Origin of the sequence: Psychromonas aquimarina ATCC BAA-1526 (assembly GCF_000428725.1) — a bacterium.
Lineage (GTDB): Bacteria > Pseudomonadota > Gammaproteobacteria > Enterobacterales > Psychromonadaceae > Psychromonas > Psychromonas aquimarina.
The window spans coordinates 329079-350065 of sequence record NZ_KE386792.1; the positions used below are offsets into that span (position 1 = coordinate 329079).

20 protein-coding genes are annotated in these 20987 nt (G+C 42.2%); 14 read left to right on the forward strand and 6 right to left on the reverse strand.

Features of this window, described 5'->3' with window-relative positions; all coding sequences use genetic code 11:
* Nucleotides 1-8 precede the first annotated feature (8 nt).
* A complete protein-coding gene (gene tssJ, locus G337_RS0123015; RefSeq protein ID WP_028865931.1) occupies nucleotides 9-500 on the reverse strand; it encodes a type VI secretion system lipoprotein TssJ in 492 nt (163 codons plus the stop codon).
* A gap of 14 nt (nucleotides 501-514) precedes the next feature.
* Entirely contained in the window at nucleotides 515-1837 is a 1323-nt protein-coding gene (tagH, locus tag G337_RS0123020; RefSeq protein WP_028865932.1) for a type VI secretion system-associated FHA domain protein TagH, read from the reverse strand.
* A 550-nt stretch (nucleotides 1838-2387) separates the two neighbouring features.
* Here tagH and G337_RS0123025 point away from each other — a divergent pair.
* On the forward strand, nucleotides 2388-4379 hold the full coding sequence (locus G337_RS0123025) for a serine/threonine-protein kinase (protein ID WP_028865933.1): 1992 nt from the start codon (nucleotides 2388-2390) through the stop codon (nucleotides 4377-4379).
* 23 nt (nucleotides 4380-4402) lie between these two features.
* A complete protein-coding gene (locus tag G337_RS28010) occupies nucleotides 4403-4909 on the forward strand; it encodes an OmpA family protein (protein WP_028865934.1) in 507 nt (168 codons plus the stop codon).
* Between the two features lie 138 nt (nucleotides 4910-5047).
* Here G337_RS28010 and G337_RS0123035 read toward each other — a convergent pair whose 3' ends face one another.
* On the reverse strand, nucleotides 5048-6817 hold the full coding sequence (locus tag G337_RS0123035; protein ID WP_037028467.1) for an SgrR family transcriptional regulator: 1770 nt from the start codon (nucleotides 6815-6817) through the stop codon (nucleotides 5048-5050).
* Nucleotides 6818-6998: 181 nt separating this feature from the next.
* Here G337_RS0123035 and G337_RS28810 point away from each other — a divergent pair, with 181 nt between their 5' ends.
* From G337_RS28810 to G337_RS28460, 4 genes are all read left to right on the forward strand, one after another.
* Nucleotides 6999-7148 carry a hypothetical protein gene (locus G337_RS28810; RefSeq protein ID WP_157619448.1) on the forward strand — a complete coding sequence of 50 codons (150 nt, stop codon included), beginning with the start codon at nucleotides 6999-7001 and terminating at the stop codon, nucleotides 7146-7148.
* 55 nt (nucleotides 7149-7203) lie between these two features.
* Nucleotides 7204-7593: a VOC family protein gene (locus G337_RS0123045; protein WP_028865936.1), complete on the forward strand. Its 390-nt coding sequence runs from the start codon at nucleotides 7204-7206 to the stop codon at nucleotides 7591-7593.
* A 75-nt stretch (nucleotides 7594-7668) separates the two neighbouring features.
* On the forward strand, nucleotides 7669-8109 hold the full coding sequence (locus G337_RS0123050) for a hypothetical protein (protein ID WP_028865937.1): 441 nt from the start codon (nucleotides 7669-7671) through the stop codon (nucleotides 8107-8109).
* Between the two features lie 72 nt (nucleotides 8110-8181).
* Entirely contained in the window at nucleotides 8182-8313 is a 132-nt protein-coding gene (locus G337_RS28460) for a methylated-DNA--[protein]-cysteine S-methyltransferase (RefSeq protein ID WP_084605590.1), read from the forward strand.
* Nucleotides 8314-8394: 81 nt separating this feature from the next.
* On the opposite strand, the gene G337_RS0123055 is transcribed toward G337_RS28460, so the two are convergent.
* On the reverse strand, nucleotides 8395-9861 hold the full coding sequence (locus G337_RS0123055) for an MATE family efflux transporter (protein ID WP_028865938.1): 1467 nt from the start codon (nucleotides 9859-9861) through the stop codon (nucleotides 8395-8397).
* Between the two features lie 224 nt (nucleotides 9862-10085).
* Here G337_RS0123055 and G337_RS0123060 point away from each other — a divergent pair, with 224 nt between their 5' ends.
* From G337_RS0123060 to G337_RS0123095, 8 genes are all read left to right on the forward strand, one after another.
* Nucleotides 10086-11153 (forward strand): permease, encoded by a 1068-nt coding sequence (locus G337_RS0123060; protein WP_028865939.1) that lies wholly within the window; start codon nucleotides 10086-10088, stop codon nucleotides 11151-11153.
* A gap of 112 nt (nucleotides 11154-11265) precedes the next feature.
* On the forward strand, nucleotides 11266-11574 hold the full coding sequence (locus G337_RS0123065) for a hypothetical protein (RefSeq protein ID WP_028865940.1): 309 nt from the start codon (nucleotides 11266-11268) through the stop codon (nucleotides 11572-11574).
* Nucleotides 11575-11756: 182 nt separating this feature from the next.
* Nucleotides 11757-12050 carry an ArsR/SmtB family transcription factor gene (locus G337_RS0123070; RefSeq protein WP_028865941.1) on the forward strand — a complete coding sequence of 98 codons (294 nt, stop codon included), beginning with the start codon at nucleotides 11757-11759 and terminating at the stop codon, nucleotides 12048-12050.
* A 337-nt stretch (nucleotides 12051-12387) separates the two neighbouring features.
* Nucleotides 12388-13086, forward strand: a complete 699-nt coding sequence (locus G337_RS0123075) for a glutathione S-transferase family protein (protein WP_028865942.1) — start codon at nucleotides 12388-12390, stop codon at nucleotides 13084-13086.
* 150 nt (nucleotides 13087-13236) lie between these two features.
* Complete coding sequence (gene sigZ / locus G337_RS0123080; protein ID WP_028865943.1) at nucleotides 13237-13779, forward strand: RNA polymerase sigma factor SigZ; 543 nt, start codon at nucleotides 13237-13239, stop codon at nucleotides 13777-13779.
* A 629-nt stretch (nucleotides 13780-14408) separates the two neighbouring features.
* Entirely contained in the window at nucleotides 14409-15983 is a 1575-nt protein-coding gene (locus tag G337_RS0123085) for an alpha-amylase (protein WP_028865944.1), read from the forward strand.
* 743 nt (nucleotides 15984-16726) lie between these two features.
* A complete protein-coding gene (locus tag G337_RS0123090) occupies nucleotides 16727-18310 on the forward strand; it encodes an alpha-amylase (RefSeq protein WP_028865945.1) in 1584 nt (527 codons plus the stop codon).
* 227 nt (nucleotides 18311-18537) lie between these two features.
* On the forward strand, nucleotides 18538-19428 hold the full coding sequence (locus G337_RS0123095; protein WP_028865946.1) for a YvcK family protein: 891 nt from the start codon (nucleotides 18538-18540) through the stop codon (nucleotides 19426-19428).
* Nucleotides 19429-19569: 141 nt separating this feature from the next.
* Here the strand turns inward: G337_RS0123095 and G337_RS0123100 are convergent, their stop codons facing one another.
* A complete protein-coding gene (locus tag G337_RS0123100; RefSeq protein WP_028865947.1) occupies nucleotides 19570-20322 on the reverse strand; it encodes a substrate-binding periplasmic protein in 753 nt (250 codons plus the stop codon).
* Nucleotides 20323-20399: 77 nt separating this feature from the next.
* Nucleotides 20400-20969 carry a VOC family protein gene (locus tag G337_RS0123105; RefSeq protein ID WP_028865948.1) on the reverse strand — a complete coding sequence of 190 codons (570 nt, stop codon included), beginning with the start codon at nucleotides 20967-20969 and terminating at the stop codon, nucleotides 20400-20402.
* Between the last annotated feature and the right edge of the window lie 18 nt (nucleotides 20970-20987).

Consider the following 20987-nt stretch of genomic DNA (forward strand, 5'->3'; position numbering starts at 1 on the left):
ATTCCAGCTTATTCTTTGATGTAAACGGCTAACTTTTCCACATTGATATCAATATCGTCGTAACCTGTTGGTGATACTTCTACAACACCGCGCCAGCGTGATTTATCGATATCTCTATACGCAACAACAATACCTACAAAACGGGCATTTTTATTCAGCTCCAAGGTATGCGTTAATTTTTGTTCCGGCTGCAGTTCCAGCTCCTCTTTATTAAGCAGATCCGGTCCTAAAATCGACTCTGAATCTTCATACAAAGCAAAGAAATCCTGATTATCAAAAATAGTTCTCGATGAAAGTTCATAAATAGTCACAACCACAGGTGAAGGTCTTTCATATAAATCAGGATTTATATCTTTGGCGACATCAAAAACCAGATCAGTAGAAGGAGAGACAATGGCATTCGCAGTAGATGAGAATACATTCGAACCTGTGCAGCCGGATAAGAACAAGATCCCGGCCGTAATTACCAGCGTATTAATGTATTGCTTAAAAATTTTCATTTTATATCCTCTTATTATTTCAGTTTTAAAGACTTAATTGTTTGGTCATACGCTTTAACAAAATCGTCTGTTAACGCACTACTTCCATGTGTTGATATTTCATCTTTCAAGTTTTCATGCAGCTGCAGAAACATATTCCAGTTCCTTGCCGGCTTGTTTTTAGGAATTATTTTGTCTAAATAATGTTCCTGATAATTATTTTCTCTGATTCTTTCAGGATCCAGCTGCTCTAACAGCCCCTGCAGTGCACCAAGCGTACCGGCCACGAGTGCTTTATCGTGATTTTCTGTGTCGTTAAAAGCTTCATCAATGGCACTTTTAGAGGATAAAAAACTACTGCTGCGATGCAGATATAAATTCTGAAAAACATCGTCAATGGTTGCGGAAAATTTCAACGGGTTATTTTCCTGCTGCTGAAAAGTAGTCTGATTGATTTTAAATTCATTCTTTAACGAAGCACGGGTTCTTAATGATTTAATTAACCCCAGCAGCATTAAATTCATTGACTGCCCAAGTTCAAAGTAAATTTCATCCGGCAAGGCAGCTGCTGCAATATTTTTTGAAATACCCAGGCCTTTTAAAAACTCATCCATTGGCGAATTTGTATGATTAACGGGAGAAACTTGGTGGGGCTCTCTTGGGGGCTGCAGCGCGGCAGTATTATTTACAGGCTCCGCTGCAGCCGGTGCAGGCTCACTACTCACCTGCCGGGGCGCAACAGGAGAAACCATGTGATCATTTTTTTGGGGTGCCGGCTTAATTTGCGGCCGGCTCACCGATGTATCCGTATTATTCACCAGCAAATTAAGATCCCACTCTTCAGGTATTGAAGCAGGAGCACAGAAATGATCGTTTAAATCGTTATTAACGGCAGGTAATGCGGCGGCATTATTTAAGGCTTCCGTCTGTAATAAGTCATGAGCCAAAAAAGAGGCAGGTTCAGCCGCAGCAGGTGCCGGGGTATCAACATTGACAGATGGACTATTAAATGTCCCCGTATTAACCAGTGAGTCTTTAGATTCTCCGCTTAATTCGGCAGCAATTTCATAATCACCGATCGATAAAAGGTCACCAGAGCACAATTTATGCTTTTTATCACCTAATGCTTCTACAGAGCGGTTTATATAAACACCATTTGTCGATCTGTCGTAAAGATAAAAGCCGTCAGCTTCTTTTACTACTTCAACATGCGTACCAGAGACGACTTTCTCTGGATCGGGTAAATACCAGTCATTACTGTCAGAACGGCCAAACAGCGCATTTTGTTCTACTGAAATTTCAGAAACCTGCTCTGGAGATAAACGATGATAACTTACTATTTTAAAATTGACCTGCATCTAACACTTAGACCTCTATAAATTAACAACAAAGTGCAACAAGACTTTGGATTGACAAAAATATGACGGCGGTGATTATAAGTGTTTTTCTTTGCGTGTAAATCCTTCAACACGAATATATATAATTTAAATAAACAACAAAATACAAAACAAGACTCCCGCCAGCAGAGCTGTATTAAAATACGAAGCTAAAAAACAGCACCACACAAAAATAAAAGCAACAAAATCAACACACTAAGAAAAACAACAAAAGAGCAAGACACATAAAAACAAAGCAAAACAGCAAAAAACACAAGCAGACAACAAGCAAAATAAATTAAACAAATAACAAAAACATGTTATCTTCTCGGCTTTATTTTATTTAAACACATAGAGCAAGGTTCTTAATATCATTAAAACCCTCTTTGATATTAATGAATTAGTGACTTTTTACATACCAATCATTACAAAAACAAAAAGTCTTGAAACAGTATTTAAAACTAAAAATGAATTGATAAAGCCAACTTAAAACTGATTAATAATTGATTAAAACGGACGTATAAACAGTATTATGGACGATAAAAAAACTTCAAATGCCGATAATGATAAAACGGTTATAGCCGCTAAAGATGTTAAATTTAAAGCAGAGAGTTCAGACAAAGATTTAATCGGAACCTGTTTCAATGAGCGTTATTTAATAGAGAGCCAGATTGGAACTGGAGGAATGAGCGATGTGTATCGCGCAGTTGATCTCCACTTAAAAAATGCAGGTATTGATGAGTCGTTTGTAGCCATTAAAGTATTACAAACTCAATTTTCTGGTATGCAGGACGTGCAGCAGGTTTTAATAAAAGAAGCGCTGCAGACTCAAAAGCTTTCGCACCCTAATATCATTCGCGTCTTCGATGTAGCCTCTGATGGTGAATATGATTTTATGATTATGGAGCTGCTGGACGGCGAATCATTAGATCAGATAATTAATCGTTCAAAACCTCTAGGTATTTCATTTTCTAAAACACAAACAATTATCAAACAGATTGCAAAAGCCTTAAGCTATGCTCATAAAAACGGCTTGATTCATACAGATCTCAAACCTTCAAACATTTTTTTAACCCGAAAAGGGGAAATAAAAATTTTTGATTTTGGTGTCGCACGCTCACTGCAGCTTAACTATGATAAATATGCGGTTCAAGACAAAAATACAACTTCTGCACTGAGCGGCTATACGCCCGCTTATGCAAGTTTAGAGCAGCTGAATGGTGAATCACCGTGTGCGGCCGATGATATATTTGCCTTCTCTTGTATCATTTACGAGTTGTTATCTAGTAAACATCCCTATCAGCGTATTGCTGCAGATAAAGTTGATGTAAAGAAAACTAAGCTCAGCAAGCCTAAAAACCTGAATTATTACCATTGGATGCCGCTGAAGAAAGGCTTAGCACTGCACAAGAGCAGCCGTATCAGTAATGTTGACAGCTTAATTAACAGCCTTTCTATAAAGCTTTATCCAAAAATTGCAGCTGCTGCCGTTCTTGTATGTTTGTGCTCTTTAGCGGCGAATACCTATATGACTCAGAATGCAGATATTGCTGACTTAAATAACAGACTTTCCGTCAAAGAGCAGTATCTGTCTAAAATAGCCGATTATTCAACATTAAGTGCCTCGGACTTTTTAACAAATATCGATAGTATTCAAACAGAAGATAAATTAATTGCACAAGCACTATTTAGAAAACACCAGCAGCAGTTAATTGATATTGTTGAGCAGAAAATTAAAAATGCACCAACAGTCGGAAATGGAAAATATAAAAACAATGATGCTGTTGAAGCTATTCTGGCAGAAGCTTTTGTTTATTATCCAGATTCACTACGCCTGAAACAAATTCAAAATGAACAGCGCACAAGCCGCCAGTCAATTATTGCGGCATTAATTGACAGACTAGATCAACTATTACTCCAAGGCCGTTATCAAGAAACTGGAAATTATGATATTCCAAACTTATTAACCGACTTATCTCTATTAACACCTGGAGAGGAATACTTAGCAACAAACGAAGCTTTTGAGTTGTATGAAAACAAATTTAATAACGCACTCAATGATAAAGATTACAAAGAGCTTAACAGCTTAATTGAAGTTGGTGAGCTGGTTTTTCATAACTATAAAGATGCTGAAGTTATATTAGAAAAAAGCCGGAAAATGACATCAGCAGTGAGTGAACTGTCAAAATACACTGAAGCTGTTAAAGCTGAACCTAACAGCGCTTCTTTCCCCCATGAAGCCGCAGCTGTTTTTTATAAAAATGATATCGACAATCTAACGGAACAGCTCTCTTCGGTTAATAACTATCAAGGCCTTGTTCTACTGGATGAAAAAATAGTTGAATTTGCCAAGCAGTTTCCGGCCAATTTTAAACCCGTGATCGTATTACAAAAACGTGAAGCAAGCTCTTTATTTGCTTATGCAAATGTTCTAATGGAAAAAAGATCATTTAAAAAAGCCAAAAAACTGATTAAAAGAGGTAATACATTATTGGAAAGCTTAGAAAAAACTACTCAGTATTAAATAAAGAAAATAAGGAAAATTTCATGCAAATTAAGAAACTTGTGATGCTTTCAGGACTCGCTCTATTAGCAGCCTGCAGTACAACGGATGATAAAAATCTTTCTGCAAAAGAGGCTTCTGGCCCTAAAATAGTCTTTCAAACAAATATCCATTCAATTCCAACGATTGAAGTCGGCAATGAATGCATTCCCTACATTATTATTAAAGATAACATCATGGCAGGTTTTACTCCCCGTTATTTTGAAATTAATAAAGCAGCGGCGATCAACGTACCTGAGCAGCAAAACGAATGCGTTGCCCAGCTATTACAGCACTATCCGTTAAAATTAGAACTGCAGGGTTTTACAGATAACAGCGGCTCAAAACAGTACAATAAAAAACTTGCACAACGCCGGGCACAATCAGTAAAAGAAGAATTACTTACCTACGGCATACAAAAACAGAGCATCATAATTGCTGACTCAGGTAAAGTAATCACGACTAAAAAGACAGACTCATTAAGCCGCCGTGTTAATTTAACCATTAAATAAATTTTCCATTACAAATTCCGCTTTTACAGGCATAAAAAACAACAGCTAAAAACCAAATATACTGTTTTATCAGCTGTTGTTTTGTAATAGCAGTCAGGCTGAAATACTGCCTTTATAATTGTTAATAATTCATCTGCCTTAATCTTCAGACCAGACATGCTGCATAGCCGGCCAGCCCCAGTCGGTGATTGAAATTCCTTTAAGCACCTCTTCAAATTGAAGGGACTGGCGATGATGAAACAATGGAAAAATCCAGTTTTCATAAATCATCGAAGTCGCAACAGCTTCCAGCTCAAATAAGTATTCAGTTAATGGTGCCGCGGCACGGATACCGGTAAGCACCTGCATTAACCAGTCACTCTCTTCCGCTAAAAGCACCTGCTCTAACACAGGGTTGGACAGCAGCCAGCGGAAAATAGAAGTAGGCCGGTTATCATCAAGGTTCATACTGCTTAAAATAAGTGCTTCGCTAAGCTGCTTTTTAGAAGCTTTCTGCTGTAATTCAGCAAAGGAATAAACATTTACCTGACATTGAACGCCGTTCTCCTGCAGAACTGACGATATCGCTTTAGCGCAGTCCAGCAGGGCAAAATGATCAAATACAGCAATGCTCAACTCTGCCGGAAGAGTTTGTTTTTCAACATTTTTTCTATAAGTTTTATGCCAGCTTGGCAGCAGGTTATATGCAGTAACCGCTCCTAGCTGATTTTCATCTGTATTAAGCTGCTTAAGAAGTTTACCCGGGGTTAAAAGACTGCAGAGATATCTGCGCTGCAGGGAGGTAAGCTCAGTATCATCACTTTGTTGATTAAACAGCAAAAGTAAACAGCCGTCTTCAATTCGTGTATAACGACGTCCTTCGGGTATTGTATTTTGGGTCTCATTAACTGAAACATAATGAGAACAACTCGTTTTTGTCTGCTCAGCAATACCTGTTTGTAATAATGTTTTAGCAAATGAATCCGCTTTTTTTTGAGGCAGCTGCCAGATTGTGACGCTGTCCGTTAATGCCCGGCTGGCATGGAATTTATTAAAGGCCTGCAGCCTCACCCGCTCTTTAGACTGCTCCTGAAGATAAAAAGCACCACTGCCGACTATGGAAGATAAGGACTGAATAACTTGTCCAGCAGGTTGAATCGAATAGCGGATATCTGCAAGCAGCCCGGCAAATCCCCAGTCCGGTTGAGTAAGACAAAATTCAATACAAAGCGGGTGAACAGCAGAAACACTATGCAGGTGGTTTAACTCTTTTTGATATTCAGGCAGCACTTTGAGCTGATTAAACAGCTGTACCACAGCATCAGCATTGATCTCCTGATCATTATGAAAAAACAGCTGCGGCCGCAGGTAAAATTTCCAGCATGTTTTCTGATCATCGTGTTCCCAGTGATGCGCCAGCAGTGGAGTAAGCAGGCCGTCTTTATCACAGTGCACTAAACAGCTGTAGATCTGACGCAGAAGAAAACGTTCACTATTTCGTTGTGGTTTATGAGGAAGCAGTGAAGAAAACAAACGGCGGTATGTAAGCTGTATATGCAGCAGCCCTTCCCTGCGTATCGCTCCAGAAGTTTTTTGTAATAACTGGCCGAAAACAGAGTGATCCCCGTCCACCAGCATTAATGCTTTTTCATACTTTCCCGAAACGATAAGTGATGCAGCTATATCCGCTTTAAGCTGTTGTAACTCATAATGCAGGCGTAACAGCGAGCGCTGACTGCGTCCTGCCTTAGGCGTCCAGGTAAGCCACCCTGACTCCTGCATACTTTTCAGCAGAGTACGGGCATGACGCAGACTCGTAAAAAGCTTTTCTGAAATATCTTTCAATGAAATAGCAATATCCTGCTGAACTCCAAGTTCAACAAGATGTGAATAATGCCGAAACAACTTATCATCAAGCAAAACATACATCCCTCAACAAAACCCAGTTCCTTATTTCAACCAACAAGACTCTAATGCGACTAAAAAACAGCAAAAACAACCTTTATGCGGAACCTGTTAATAAATTTCTATCTGTTTTTACATCCTTATTTATAGCACATAATTTATTCGAAGCAATGAAATCTATAATCACATTAATAAGGAGATGATTATGTTGAAAGGTGCTGAAAAATATCTATCCCAGTTAAGGCGCTGCAAGGTAAGTAATGCTTTGTCGGAATACTACTCACAAAAACTGACTGAAACAAATAATAAGCTAGAGGCTGAAGCGGTTATATATATCGCTGTTATCACTTATTAACCGGGATACTCCAGCTCCGAAAAAATAATAATTTTTACATAACTGAGGTCGTAAAATGAAAATTGAACACATAGCCGTCTGGTGTAAAAACCTGGAAAAGATGAAAAGTTTTTATCAGAACTATTTTCATGCTCAATGCAATAATAAATACGTTAACCAGGTAAAAGGATTTTCATCCTATTTTTTAAGCTTTACTGACGGGCCCCGTATCGAATTAATGCAGATGAATTCAATCCCTGAATCAAAAAATGATATCTATCAACAATTTACCGGACTGATCCATATTGCTTTTTCTGTCGGCAGTGAAGAGAAAGTTAACCAGTTAACAGAAAACTTTAAGCAGGACGGTTTTGAAGTACTGGATGGCCCGAGGCACACAGGAGATGGTTATTATGAAAGTGTTGTTCTTGATCCTGAAGGAAACAGGCTAGAGATCACTGCATAATATCAAGCAGCTTTAAAACTGCAGTACAAGCTCTGTTCTAGGACAGAGCCCCAAAATGGGATCAGGTTAATAACAATGCGAAATTTTAATGACTGCTCAAAAAAAACATTATTAGACTCATGCCGGGACTACCTGACTACAGCTAAAGATGTAAACAGAGCAAAAAGTAATTTAAAAAAGTCATTCACCCTGCTTATTGTTTTTCTATTTACCTGCAGCTTTATCTTAAATAGTCATCTGTTTTTTGATTTGTTTGATGCAACTGAACTGCATAGACTGACCGGTTTTATTTTTCTATTACTATTTTCAGTCGTGCTGCTTTGCTTTAGAAGCTGGATATTAAAAAAGAAGCTCAAAGCAGATCAAAAACAGCAGCTCTATTTAGATTACCGTATTCATTTAATTGAAAAAAATAAAATATGGTTCGATATAAAGGGGCAAATGAAAGCACTCAATATTGAGCAGATAAATGATAACTTTATTAAATACTTACTAACCCCGCTAATTGTGCAGTAAAGAAGCAGCATACTCCTGCGCATTGGAATTTGAATCTGCATTAAAAAAACTTAATAGAAAAGGTATAGTGAAGTGACAGAGCAAATCAATAAACCCAAAGTGGTTCGCGCCGCGGCATCAGCATGCGGGAAAAACCGAATCGGCATGCTGCTCCCCTGCCATCGTGTTTTAAGGGGAGACGGCGGACTTGGCAGATACCGCTGAGGGTTAGGGCGTAAACGCGCATTACTTGATAAAGAAAAATTAAAATAAGGGCAGCTTGTCCCGCATCAAAATGCAGGGCACTCACTCCTCTTTTGTTGAAGAGGGATCACTTATCATGCACTCTTCGCTGTCTGCGCACATATATGCCCGGCTCGAACAGAACGGCGTCAATGGCAAAGAGGAGCTGACCGGCAGCTCATCTTCCTCATGTACAAGTGCCTGCTCATCCTTACCTAAGCGGTGCAGAATACGCTGTGCCCAGAACCAGGCCAGTAAGCCGAATATAACGGATCCCGCCGCCTGACCAGCTATCACCCCGACGGCTCCATACCACTGCCCTCCAAAATAAACAAAAGGGATGGTTCCAAGAGTTGCTTTACCAATGTTCATTACCGTAGAAGTGCTGGGGTAACCTAAGTTATTAAACGCGGCGTTGGCGATAAACAAAATACCGTTAAAGATAAAGGCGGCGCATAACCAGGTACAATAGAAGCGAATCAATTCAGCTGCATCACCTTGTGCGCCGAAAATCAGGATCACCTGCTCCTGCAGCAGATAAATCAGTATCGCCAGCAGCGCAACATAACCAGCAGTAAACTGTACTGCCCGTTTAGCACTTAAGCGCACACGGTCATATAACTCAGCACCAAAGTTCTGCCCTATGATGGGGCCCACAGCTCCCGACATTGCGAAAATCATGCCAAAAGCAACCGGCAGTAAGCGGCCGACAACAGCCCAGCCGGCCACATAACTGTCACCAAAAGATGCAATCATCATGGTGACATAAGCATTTCCTATCGGTGTTGCCACATTGGTAGTCATGGCTGGAACAGCGACTTTAAAAATTTCTTTTTGATCTGCCAGCCACTCTCTGTAATGAAAACGCCCGACTAAATGATGCTTAGTCATAACGCCATGAAGGGCCACCCAGGCAACCGCACAACGAGCTGCTACAGACGCGGCGGCGGCGCCATGTAAACCTAAGCTGAAAGTAAAAATAAACAGAGGATCTAAAACTGCATTAACCCCTCCACCAGCTAAGGTTGAATACATTGCACGTTTAGCATCCCCCACCGAACGCAGCGCGGCCCCTGCACTCATCGCTATACCTAAAATCGGTAACGAGGGAAGCAGGATGCGCAGATAGGTTACGGCGAGATCATGCGTTAAACCTTTGGCTCCAATCAGGCTGACCAGTTCAGGTGTGAAATACCATGCTATTGCCGACACTACAGTGCTTATAATCAGCCCGGTCACCAGCACATTAATAACCAGCCTGCGCGCTTTTTCACGATCCTGCTGACCAATGGCTTTAGACACTAAAGCCGTCATCGAGATAGATAAGCCAATAGAGATAGAAGTAGTAAAAAAAGCGATAGTGCCGGCATAACCAACAGCGGCCGCCAGCTCTGTTTCTCCTAACAGGCTGATGAAAAACAAATCTGCCAGGTCAACGAGAAACAGCGCGGTTAAACCAATGGCATTGGTTGATGACATAATAACTATATGGCGGAAAATATTACCGCTGACAAACTTGCCTTTTACCATATTAAAAGTCCATTTCTTTGGGGAAATATAACAATGTAACAGTCAGAGGCAGCTTAGTCATTAACATGTACATCAGCGGCAGGTGAATTTGCCGATGATGCATGTTTTTTTATTACTCATAACAAAATGATAATTCGACAATTCCGGAACAATGGTTGACAAGAGGCTTTGCCTGCACTATATTTCGAAACATCTAGAAATAACAAAGAGGTTAGATAAATATTATGAGTCCTGAAATTTTAACTATGGCCAGAGAGGCCCTAGACATGTTCGCTTTCTTAGCGACCGAATTAATTATTCTTTTTTTAGTCATCAGCTATCTTGTTGGTGTGCTGCAGGAGTTTATAACTCCCGAAAAAATCCAGTCGATCCTGAGTTCACGCAAGGGAAAAGGCTATATTATCGCGGCGCTGCTTGGTTCCATTACTCCATTCTGCTCCTGCTCAACCATTCCTTTTTTAAAAGGGCTGCTTAGAGCAAGAGCCGGATTTGGTCCTATGATGGTATTTTTATTCTCCAGTCCTCTGCTTAATCCCGTCATTATCGGCCTGTTTGTCGTGACCTTCGGTATTAAAGTAGCCCTGTTCTACTTCCTTGTCGCAATCATTGTGGCAGTGACGTCTGGTTTTGTGCTGGAAAAACTGGGATTTGAAAGATATGTAAGACCTGAAGCCTATGAGATAACAGAAAGCTCAAGCTGCGGCACATCATGCGGAACTGAAAAAGAACAAGCACCGGTATCCTGCTGCAGCAGCACACCAGAGCCTGTAACCGCTTCATGCAGTTCAGCAGCCCCGGCGATGGCAGGAGCTTCATGCAGTGACAGCGCTCCGGCGGCAGCCGCCTGCTGTGACGGTATCTCTGAAGTCAAAAAACAAGATAACCGCTGGATGCGCATCTGGCTCTCAACCTGGAAAGACTTCAAACAGGTGTTTCCCTACTTATTGCTGGGTATCTCAATAGGTGCATTCATCTACGGCTTTATCCCGACAGATTTAATAGCAGAGTATGCCGGTGAAGCTAACTGGTATGCTGTCCCAATAGCTGCTGTTATTGGTATCCCGCTATACATTCGAGCAGAAGCGGTTATCCCTCTAAGCGCGGCTCTGGTTAGCAAGGGCATGGCTTTAGGATCGGTAATGGCACTGATTATCGGCAGCGCAGGTGCGAGTTTGACCGAAGTTATTCTGTTGAAATCCATATTTAAAAACCAGATGATTGCCGCGTTTCTAACCGTGATCCTAGGTATGGCAGTGGGTGCCGGTTACCTTTATTCATTTATGTTCGGCTGATTATTAATACAGTGAAGGCCGGCAGCTGCCGGCCTGATTTTTTATTCAGCGCAATGCCTGCTGTCAGGCAGTTTAACTATTTCCATATCATTAATATTTTAAGGTGTTCTTTATGTTAAAAATTAAAAGTTTAAGTCTAGTTTGTGCATTTTTATTCTCCGGCTCAGCTTTTGCTGGAATTCAAGTTACTGATAAAGCACAAGGAGCCTGGGTGCAGGTTACTGATAACAATCAGCCCTCGGTCAATGCCGAAGTATCCATAACCAACTTATCTATGCACAGTGAAACTTACTTAACTGATGATAAAGGTAAGGTTTATATTCCAATAACAGCACCTTACGCTCGTCATATTAAATATCTAGCAGTTACAAAGGACGGGACCGAATTTACCAAATCAGCATTCCATTCTAGAGATAAATAATATCCAGGCCGCCTTCGCCTTTCAAGAAGGCGGTTTGCTTTAACTGTCCCTGCATCACTAATTCTAACCACTCGTTACACTGCAGCTTTGCAGTATGGCGAAAGCCCCCTTCCAGCGTTAATTATTGGCACGCTAAATAAATTTCTAGTAAGATCGAAATACAATTTCAAAGAGGCAGAACTATGGACATTGATATTATTGCTAAGGCGTTAAAAGAGTTAGGACATCCGACTCGATTAACGATTTATAAAAGCGTCGTTCGTGCAGGCTATCAAGGTATTGCAGTGGGAGGTTTACAAAAAAAACTGGGGATTCCAGGTTCAACACTCTCGCACCACATTTCAAGCCTGGTTTCAGCCGGACTGATTTCACAGCGCCGCGAAAGCCGCACTCTTTTCTGCGTTGCAGAGTTTGAAAAACTACAGTCAGTGATTGCTTTCTTACAAGATGAGTGCTGCATTGATGAAGAATGCTGAATCAAACATTCTCTTATATACCCAAGCTGCCTGAATCTGTATCTTCAAGTGGTTTGGGTATACACAGTCCGGTTTGTTCATAAACCGGCAAACTGATAGTGATATTCAATGCTTAATCTTTAAGGGGGGTCATTCATATTGTTACCCGACAACATTATAAGCAGGCAGTTAAAATAGTAATAAGCCCAAATATTCCACCTCTGCAGATCACTGTCGGGACATTACGAGCCAGCTTAACTAGACTAAAACAAATTTTTTTAAGAATATTTCGTCTTTTCCGAAAACAACTCGTCTTATAAGTGTAAATAACTTAAACCCCTTAAGAAGAGAGTAAAAAATGATTAAAATAATCAGCTTTAAAATTTGTCCGTTTGTTCAACGTGTCACTGCAGTTCTAGAAGCAAAGCAGGTTGCATATGAAATTGAATATATTAACCTCAAAGACAAACCTCAATGGTTTCTGGACATATCGCCAAATGGTCAAGTACCCGTGATGGTCACTGAGTCCGGCACAGCTCTGTTTGAATCTGATGCTATCGTTGAATATATCGAAGATGAGTATGGTCCGCTGGAGCAGGGTGTCAGCAATGAACAGCGGGCACTGGACCGGGCATGGAGTTACTTAGGTACAAAGAACTATCTTGTTCAGTGCGGAACCATGAGCAGCAAAGATAAAGAAACTTTCAAGCAGCGGACAGAAAAGTTTACAGCGGCATTTACTAAAATTGAAAAGCAGCTGTCAGGTGAGACGAGATTCTTTAAGTCGGATATTTTAAGCAGCGTTGATATTGCCTGGCTCCCGCTGCTTCATCGTGCGGCCATAGTAAAAAAATACACAGGTTTTGATTTCCTGTGCGGCATGCCTAAAACACAAGCCTGGCAGCAGGCAGTGTTAGCGGCTGGTCTTGCCGAGAAAACAGTCTCGGAAGACTTTGAAGCGTTGTTCACAGACTTTTATCTAACAAATACCTATTTAGGTTTAGGTGAAGATGCAGCAGAAAACGCAGGATGCGGCTCCAGCAGCTGCTGCGGTTAACTCCCGACAATAGCAAGTGCTCGACGGAGCACTTGCCTTTTCTTCTTGATATAGTGCGGCGCCGTTATTTACGGCTCATACTTGATTGCGGGATATTGGAGTATAAAATTATTAAGTGATTATCCTAAAATAATAAACTGGTAATAATTGATGAATGTAGAAACAATCTGGCCGGAATATCAAGCAGGCCTCAAGGCATTTCTGTACAAAAATGTATCCAACCCTGATGATGTTGAAGATCTGCTGCAGGAAATTCTTATCAAAACGTATCAGAACCTAAATACTGTAAAAGAGAATACAAAAGTAAAATCGTGGTTATTTCAGATTGCCGGCAACACCCTTATCGATTTTTACCGCAGCCGTGCTAAAGGAGCAGATATTACTCAGGAGATACTTTGGTATGCACAGCCTGATAAAAACGTGTTCCAGCAGCTGTCACTATGCATACTTCCTTTTATAAACGCCCTGCCCGAAGAAGAGGCAAAGCTGCTGACTGCTGTCGAGATCGACGGCCTGTCACAAAAAGCATATGCTGAAAAAATTGGAGTGAAATATTCAACACTCAAATCAAGGGTGCAGAAAAGCCGCCAGATGCTTTATGGGCTGTTCAGCGACTGTTGTGAGTTATCTATTGACCATAAAGGGAATTTGATGGACTTTCAGGCAAAAAGAAAAAACTGCTCCAGTTGTTAACTTTCTACAGCCCCTCCAATAAAGAGATAAATAACCATCTTTAGTAACTGCACTTCCACTTATCTATCTTAAAAAGGCATAAGCTCTGATGCAGTGAATTTCATATAAGCACTAAATCTTCAGCTGCCTAACCCCGTAAGTCAGTGATATTGGTTTTACTTAGAATAAGAGTCTGCCGTTAACTGCACACTTGGAGGCAGAAAAATAGAGCATTCCTGTTGATTACTTTGTCTGCAGTTCATAGGAATGGTTAAGGTATTGTTTGCAAACGAATTAATAGTGGCACGTCCAACAGACGGTTATTTTTCAAGCAGATGTATAGTTTATTAACAAATCAGCAGCAGTTAAAGCCAGCCATGTTATTGAAAAACAAATACAATCTTCCGTCCAGTGCTTTTGACTTCAGCGCAATGTAAACGTTTCCAGCAACAGCCCGCACAAAACACTCGTAAGAGACTGATTATGTTACATTATTTTTCCCGCCACGATCAATGGAAAGATCGAATATTAAGCAGACACCGCTCACATAATAGCCATTCCGATATTGTCTGTCAGTTAGTTTTTGTTCATGATTATTTCGCCGGCTCGTTAATGACAAGTAAAAATTATTCGTAACTTAAGGAAAAGCAATGAAAAAGTTAAACGTCAAAGGAAAATGGATTAAACCGACCATTTTAGCTGCCTTAATCTCAGTATCTGCACCAGCGTTAGCAGCCACAAACGGCACTATGATGCAGTATTTCCACTGGTATAACAGCCAGTCAGACAACCTGTGGACTAAAGTTTCCAGCGAGGCACAGAACCTTTCTGATGTTGGTATTACCGCACTATGGCTGCCGCCGGCATACAAAGCTCATACTGGTGCATCTGATGTAGGTTACGGCGTTTATGATCTCTACGATTTAGGGGAGTTTAACCAGAAAGGGTCTGTGCGTACTAAATACGGTACTAAAGACCAGTACCTGGCGGCTATTAACAGTGCTCATGCTGCGGGCGTACAAATCTACGCTGACGTGGTGCTCAACCATATGATGGGGGCCGATGCGACTGAGTCTGTTCTTTCGGTCAGAGTTGACGGGAGTAACCGCAATACCGAATACTGGAGCGATCTCTATATCGACGCCTGGACTCAGTTTGATTTTAGTGCGCGTAATAATAAATATTCCAGCTTTAAATGGCGCTGGTTCCACTTTGACGGCGTCGACTGGGATGACAACAGCAAAGAGAGCGGGCGAGTCTATAAATTCCGCGGTACAGGCAAAGCATGGGACAGTCAGGTCTCCAGCGAAAACGGCAACTACGACTACCTGATGGGTGCGGACTTGGATATGGATCACCCGGATGTAGTCAACGAGCTGAAAAGCTGGGGCAGATGGTATGCTGACTTCACCGGTGTTGACGGTTTCCGTGTTGATGCTGTGAAACATATTAAGGCAGGCTTCTCCAGAGACTGGATTAACACTGTACGCGCTCATACCGGTAAAGATATGTTTACCGTTGCCGAATACTGGGACTATGATCGAGGTACACTGCAGGGCTACCTGGCAGATTCAGGCTATACCATGTCACTGTTTGATGCGCCGCTGCATATGAACTTCCACACAGCTTCCAAATCGAACGGTAATTACGATATGGGCAGCCTTATGAACGGCACTCTGATGCAGTCTAACCCGACGCATGCAGTTACCCTGGTTGAGAACCACGATACCCAGCCGCTGCAGGCACTGGAGTCTCCGGTTGCAGACTGGTTCAAGCCTCTGGCTTATTCCTTTATCCTGCTGCGTCAGGAAGGTTACCCGAACGTATTCTACCCTGATTACTACGGCGCAACTTATACTGATAAGGGCGGCGACGGTAACAGCTATACTGTTAACCTGAAGTCACACAAAACAACGCTGGATATCCTGCTGAAAGCACGCAGAGACTACGCTTACGGTGTACAGAACAGCTACCTGGATCATTCCGACGTCATCGGCTTTACTCGTGAAGGTGATACTGAACACAATAAAGGTCTGGCTGTGTTGATGAGCGACAACAGCTACGAAGGTTACAAGTGGATGAAAGCCGGCGACGCACATAAAAATGCCTGCTTCACAGACATTACCGGCAGCTACGCTTCATCTGACAAAGTCTGTACTAACAACGACGGCTGGGGTAATTTCAAGACCAAGCCGGGCAGCGTATCAGTCTGGGTTAAAGACTAGTTAACAGCAATAAATAAAAATAATAATAAATAAAAAACTCGGGTGTAACAGCCCGAGTTTTTTTATTTATGCATAAAAATAAGTCTGCTGATAAAGGCTGGAGTAATACCAATCTGGAAAAGTAAATGATCTAAAATTGCGTAGGAAAAATTAATAAGAGCGAGGCGTTTGATTGAGCAATAGCTGGCTATTGGGATTGAAACGACTAAGTCTGTAGTTCTCTATACCCGTTATAAATCAAAATAAGAAGATGTTATTAACGACAGGAAAAGCGCTTACAGGAGTTTCTGATTAAGGCAAACCGCTGCTCATGATGATCCCTGTTTTCCCTGAAACATAACCGGCCTGCAGATTTTTTCGCCTGAAACCTAATAAAAATCACACATAAAAAGTTAAATAGTAACACGTTCAACGGAATAACAAATCAGAGACAGATACTTCGACCTTCATACTAATAATAGAAAACAGGCAGATTATTGAAAAGTAAATATTATTTCCTGCCCTGCATTTTCACTCCAAGATCGTGTAAACGTTTCCAGCAACATCCCGCGCAAAACACTCGTAAGAGGCTGATTATGTTACATTATCCACCTTGTCACGATCAATGAAAAAGATCGATTATTAAGCAGATCCCGCTCACATAACAGCCGTTCCAATATTGTTTGTAAGTTAGTTTTTGTTCATGATTATTTTGCCGGCTCGTTAATGATAAGTTAAAATTATTCGCAACTTAAGGAAAAGCAATGAAAAAGTTAAACATCAAAGGAAAATGGATTAAACCAACCATTTTAGCTACCTTAATCTCAGTATCTGCGCCGGCATTAGCCGCCACGAACGGCACTATGATGCAGTATTTCCACTGGTATAACAGCCAGTCAGATAACCTGTGGACTAAAGTTTCCAGCGAAGCACAGAACCTTTCTGATGTTGGTATTACCGCACTGTGGCTGCCGCCGGCATACAAAGGTCAAGCTGGTGCATGGGACGTAGGTTATGGTGTTTATGATCTCTACGATTTAGGCGAGTTTAACCAGAAAGGTACAATACGTACTAAATACGGCACTAAAGACCAGTACCTGGCGGCCGTTAACAGTGCTCACAATGCGGGTGTAAACATCTACGCTGACGTAGTGCTCAACCATATGATGGGTGCCGATGCTACTGAGTCTGTTACAGCGGTCAGGGTCGATCCGAACAACCGCAACCAGGAGTACTGGGGCGATATCAATATCGACGCCTGGACAGAATTTAACTTTACTGCCCGTAACAATAAATACTCTGATTTTAAATGGCGCTGGTTCCACTTTGACGGCGTGGACTGGGATGACAATACTAAAGAGAACTGCGGCGGAACCTGTGTTTATAAATTCCGCGGCACAGGTAAAGCATGGGATACCCAGGTTGCCAGCGAAAAAGGCAACTACGACTACCTGATGGGCGCAGATCTGGATATGGATCACCAGGATGTGGTCAACGAGCTGAAAAACTGGGGAAGATGGTATGCGGATTTCACCGGTGTTGACGGTTTCCGTGTGGATGCAGTGAAACATATCAAGGCAAGTTTCTCTAAAGACTGGATCAACACAGTGCGTGCTCATACCGGCAAAGAGATGTTTACCGTTGCCGAATACTGGGAGTACGACGTGAACACGCTGAAGGGCTACCTGGCTGATACCGAGTATACCATGTCGCTGTTCGATGCGCCGCTGCATATGAACTTTCATACCGCTTCCAAATCAAACGGTAACTATGATATGGGCAGCCTGATGAACGGCACCCTGATGCAGTCTAACCCGATGAATGCGGTTACTCTGGTTGAGAACCACGATACCCAGCCGCTGCAGGCACTGGAGTCTCCAGTTGCAGACTGGTTCAAACCTCTGGCTTATTCCTTTATCCTGCTGCGTCAGGAAGGTTACCCGAACGTATTCTACGCGGATTACTACGGCGCGACTTATACAGATAAAGGCGGTGACGGCAATGACTACACTATCAACCTGAAATCGCATAAACCGATTCTAGATATCCTGCTGAAGGCACGTAGAGACTATGCTTATGGTGCGCAGAACAGCTACCTGGATAATTCCGACGTAATCGGCTTTACCCGCGAAGGTGATGCTGAACACTGGAAAGGTCTGGCAGTACTGATGACCGACAACAGCTATGAAGGTTACAAATGGATGAAGGCCGGCGACGCACATAAAAATGCCTGCTTTACAGACATTACCGGCAGCTACGCTTCGACTGACAAAGTCTGCACCAACAACGACGGCTGGGGTAATTTCAAGACCAAGCCGGGCAGCGTATCAGTCTGGGTTAAAGACTAGTTAACAGCTAAAATAAGTAAAAATAAAAAGCTCGGGTATAACTGCCCGAGTTTTTATTTGTGTATAAAAAATCAGCCTATCAAGCTCAATGTTACCTCCTCCCAAAAAAATGTGTATCCGCTTGTTTGATAAAAGCCCCAATGTCAGAAAAAACTGCTAGACAAAACCTCTGAAAACAACACTATTGCCCTATAAATTACAGAACTGCGTATTAATAAGAAATCGATATGAATGCATATAAAGATAAAAAAATAGTCGCTGTCGGCGGCGGCCACGGTTTAGGACGAATATTAGCGGCTTTAAAAGGATTCGGCGGCAATGCTACCGGCATTGTCACCACCACAGATAACGGCGGCTCGACAGGACGCATTCGTCACTGTCAGGGCGGCATTGCCTGGGGAGACACACGCAACTGTATTAATCAGCTGATCACTGAGCCGTCGGTTCAGTCAATGATGTTTGAATATCGATTTAAGGGAACAGGCGAGCTTGACGGTCATAATCTCGGCAATCTCATGCTCACTGCGTTAGATAATTTATCGGTTAGGCCCATGGAAGCGATCCAGCTGATCCGCGATATGTTAAAAGTTGAAGTGAATATTGTCCCTATGTCTGAACACCCGTCGGATCTAAAAGCACTTTCATGTGACGGAAACTGGGTGCATGGCGAAACCAGTGTAGATGAAATGCAGCAGGATCTGCAGCGCCTGGATCTCGAGCCGGAGGTGCCTGCAACCAGTGAAGCTATCACTGCGATTAACCAGGCCGACTGCATTGTACTGGGACCGGGCAGTTTCCTAACCAGTATTATGCCGCCGCTGCTGCTGCCTGAAATAGGCCACGCAATACTCAATAACCCGGATGCAAAACTGATTTTTATTGAAAACCTTTCCCCTGAATACGGCCCCGCCGGCAGAATGGATATTAAACAGAAACTTGAATGGTGTGAAAGAGCCTGCCGCGGGCGAAAAATTGACGTGATAATTGGTGACACAGCTCACCCTGAGCTTGAGTCAGAATGGAATTTCTTTAAGGCCGATTTAGCCTCGCCGAATAGAGACTGGCGCCACGATAGAGACAAGCTGATGAGAGCGATTGTCGAGCAGTTTGATAGCTAGGCTTCAGCCGGGCAGCTTACAAATAATTATTGATCTGCGCAGCCCCAAACCAGGGTATGATCCGCTCTACCCTGCTGTTTCTACATTATTAACTGATACCGTTAATCTAGATAATATATTTCACCATTTCAAAGGCGCATTTTAATTAGAGGAGTTAGTGCCGAGATACTTTTGATAGATCTTCTGCAAAGTTCCATCCTCACGCATTTTTCGAATAGCCGCATCAAACTCAGGTAAGAGATAGGTATAGGCAGAATTTTTACCTACGCATAAATGAAACCGGACCGGTTCAAACGGCACAGGAATAGACAGCAAACTGCCCTCATAATCAAATTTATCAATGTAAGAATTGATAGCGTATGTGGCTTCAACAAACAAATCGTAGCGGTTATTTTCCATCAGCTGCAGTACCCGCTCAATGTTAGCCACCCAGTAAATATCCATTTGCCCAAGATTCTGTTTAGCCCAGCCGTTGCCGAGATAAGATACCTGCCTGAAGGGCTCCAGATCGGACAGCTTTTTAATCTGCTGCATCTTTTTCAATTGAGTGTTGTCTTTATGTATCAGTAAAGAAAAATTTACCGGCAGCACGGTTTCCTTACTTATCAGCGTATATTCATGCCGTTCAGTCGTCGGCACGGTAATAAATGCATCTTCACGCAGCTGTCTTACACGCTGCTGAGCACGCGCCCAGGGGAAGCCCTGATGAACAACTTCAATCCCCATCCGCTTGTTAAGTGCTTCAGCTGCAATATCAACAAAAATACCTTTCATGACTCCCTTCTCATTCCAGGAATAAGGCGGGTAACTGTCAAAATAATTTATTTTCATGACTTCTTTAGCAGACACCTGTAGTGGAATCAGTAATATGATTATCAGCAGCAAACCTTTCATCAATCCCCCCTCCAATACAAGTTTTGTCTTTACAGTATAAAGTCGCTCTTAAATTTTTTCATTTGTCTTTTTAAAATTCAAAAATCCTTCTGTTCTTTCTCACTCGCTATCACGGCTTTAATGTCTGCGCCGTGTACTTTGATACAGATATTATCCAGCTTAAATGCAATGGTCGGGTTCGCCAGTCTCTCACCGGCGGCCTGCGGGGAAGAGCGTTTTACCTTAATCGCAGGATTAGCCGCCAGTACAGCTGCAATACTAGGGTTAATTGTATCCAGCGCCTGTTCTAATTCAGTTATCGTTGTCGCATTACCCGGCAGTACTAATTCAATATGTTCCCAGCCCTGCTGCGGGTAAGGTTTGCCGGGAAAAGGCAGTTCAACGCAGTCGATCTGCCAGTCACCAAGCGGCAGGGGGTCATGCAGCGCGATGATATAAATAGGCCGGCCGTTAATAATACTGTCTGAGATAACTTCCCCCTGCTCTTTCCACTGCGCCAGCAGCGCCTGGGCTGCCGCCGCCTCATTCACCCGCAAAGCGGCATGATCACAGACTAACGGCAGGTCTGTTAATCCTAACTGCTGTGCAAAATTTAACACTGCTTCGGAGAAGTCTGGCCACTGAGATTTAAGCTCTTGATACTGCATAGTAATTCCTTGGTGTTA

Bases quoted from the DNA above. Each gene is read 5' to 3' on its own strand.
- tagH (WP_028865932.1), bottom strand. From the start codon at position 1,837: ATGCAGGTCAATTTTAAAATAGTAAGTTATCATCGTTTATCTCCAGAG.
- G337_RS0123050 (WP_028865937.1), top strand. From the start codon at position 7,669: ATGCGAAATTTTAATGACTGCTCAAAAAAAACATTATTAGACTCATGC.
- G337_RS0123025 (WP_028865933.1), top strand. From the start codon at position 2,388: ATGGACGATAAAAAAACTTCAAATGCCGATAATGATAAAACGGTTATA.
- G337_RS0123060 (WP_028865939.1), top strand. From the start codon at position 10,086: ATGAGTCCTGAAATTTTAACTATGGCCAGAGAGGCCCTAGACATGTTC.
- G337_RS0123075 (WP_028865942.1), top strand. From the start codon at position 12,388: ATGATTAAAATAATCAGCTTTAAAATTTGTCCGTTTGTTCAACGTGTC.
- G337_RS0123055 (WP_028865938.1), bottom strand. From the start codon at position 9,861: ATGGTAAAAGGCAAGTTTGTCAGCGGTAATATTTTCCGCCATATAGTT.
- G337_RS0123105 (WP_028865948.1), bottom strand. From the start codon at position 20,969: ATGCAGTATCAAGAGCTTAAATCTCAGTGGCCAGACTTCTCCGAAGCA.
- G337_RS28010 (WP_028865934.1), top strand. From the start codon at position 4,403: ATGCAAATTAAGAAACTTGTGATGCTTTCAGGACTCGCTCTATTAGCA.
- tssJ (WP_028865931.1), bottom strand. From the start codon at position 500: ATGAAAATTTTTAAGCAATACATTAATACGCTGGTAATTACGGCCGGG.
- G337_RS0123065 (WP_028865940.1), top strand. From the start codon at position 11,266: ATGTTAAAAATTAAAAGTTTAAGTCTAGTTTGTGCATTTTTATTCTCC.
- G337_RS0123090 (WP_028865945.1), top strand. From the start codon at position 16,727: ATGAAAAAGTTAAACATCAAAGGAAAATGGATTAAACCAACCATTTTA.
- G337_RS0123070 (WP_028865941.1), top strand. From the start codon at position 11,757: ATGGACATTGATATTATTGCTAAGGCGTTAAAAGAGTTAGGACATCCG.
- sigZ (WP_028865943.1), top strand. From the start codon at position 13,237: ATGAATGTAGAAACAATCTGGCCGGAATATCAAGCAGGCCTCAAGGCA.
- G337_RS0123095 (WP_028865946.1), top strand. From the start codon at position 18,538: ATGAATGCATATAAAGATAAAAAAATAGTCGCTGTCGGCGGCGGCCAC.
- G337_RS0123085 (WP_028865944.1), top strand. From the start codon at position 14,409: ATGAAAAAGTTAAACGTCAAAGGAAAATGGATTAAACCGACCATTTTA.
- G337_RS0123045 (WP_028865936.1), top strand. From the start codon at position 7,204: ATGAAAATTGAACACATAGCCGTCTGGTGTAAAAACCTGGAAAAGATG.
- G337_RS28810 (WP_157619448.1), top strand. From the start codon at position 6,999: ATGTTGAAAGGTGCTGAAAAATATCTATCCCAGTTAAGGCGCTGCAAG.
- G337_RS0123035 (WP_037028467.1), bottom strand. From the start codon at position 6,817: ATGTATGTTTTGCTTGATGATAAGTTGTTTCGGCATTATTCACATCTT.
- G337_RS0123100 (WP_028865947.1), bottom strand. From the start codon at position 20,322: ATGAAAGGTTTGCTGCTGATAATCATATTACTGATTCCACTACAGGTG.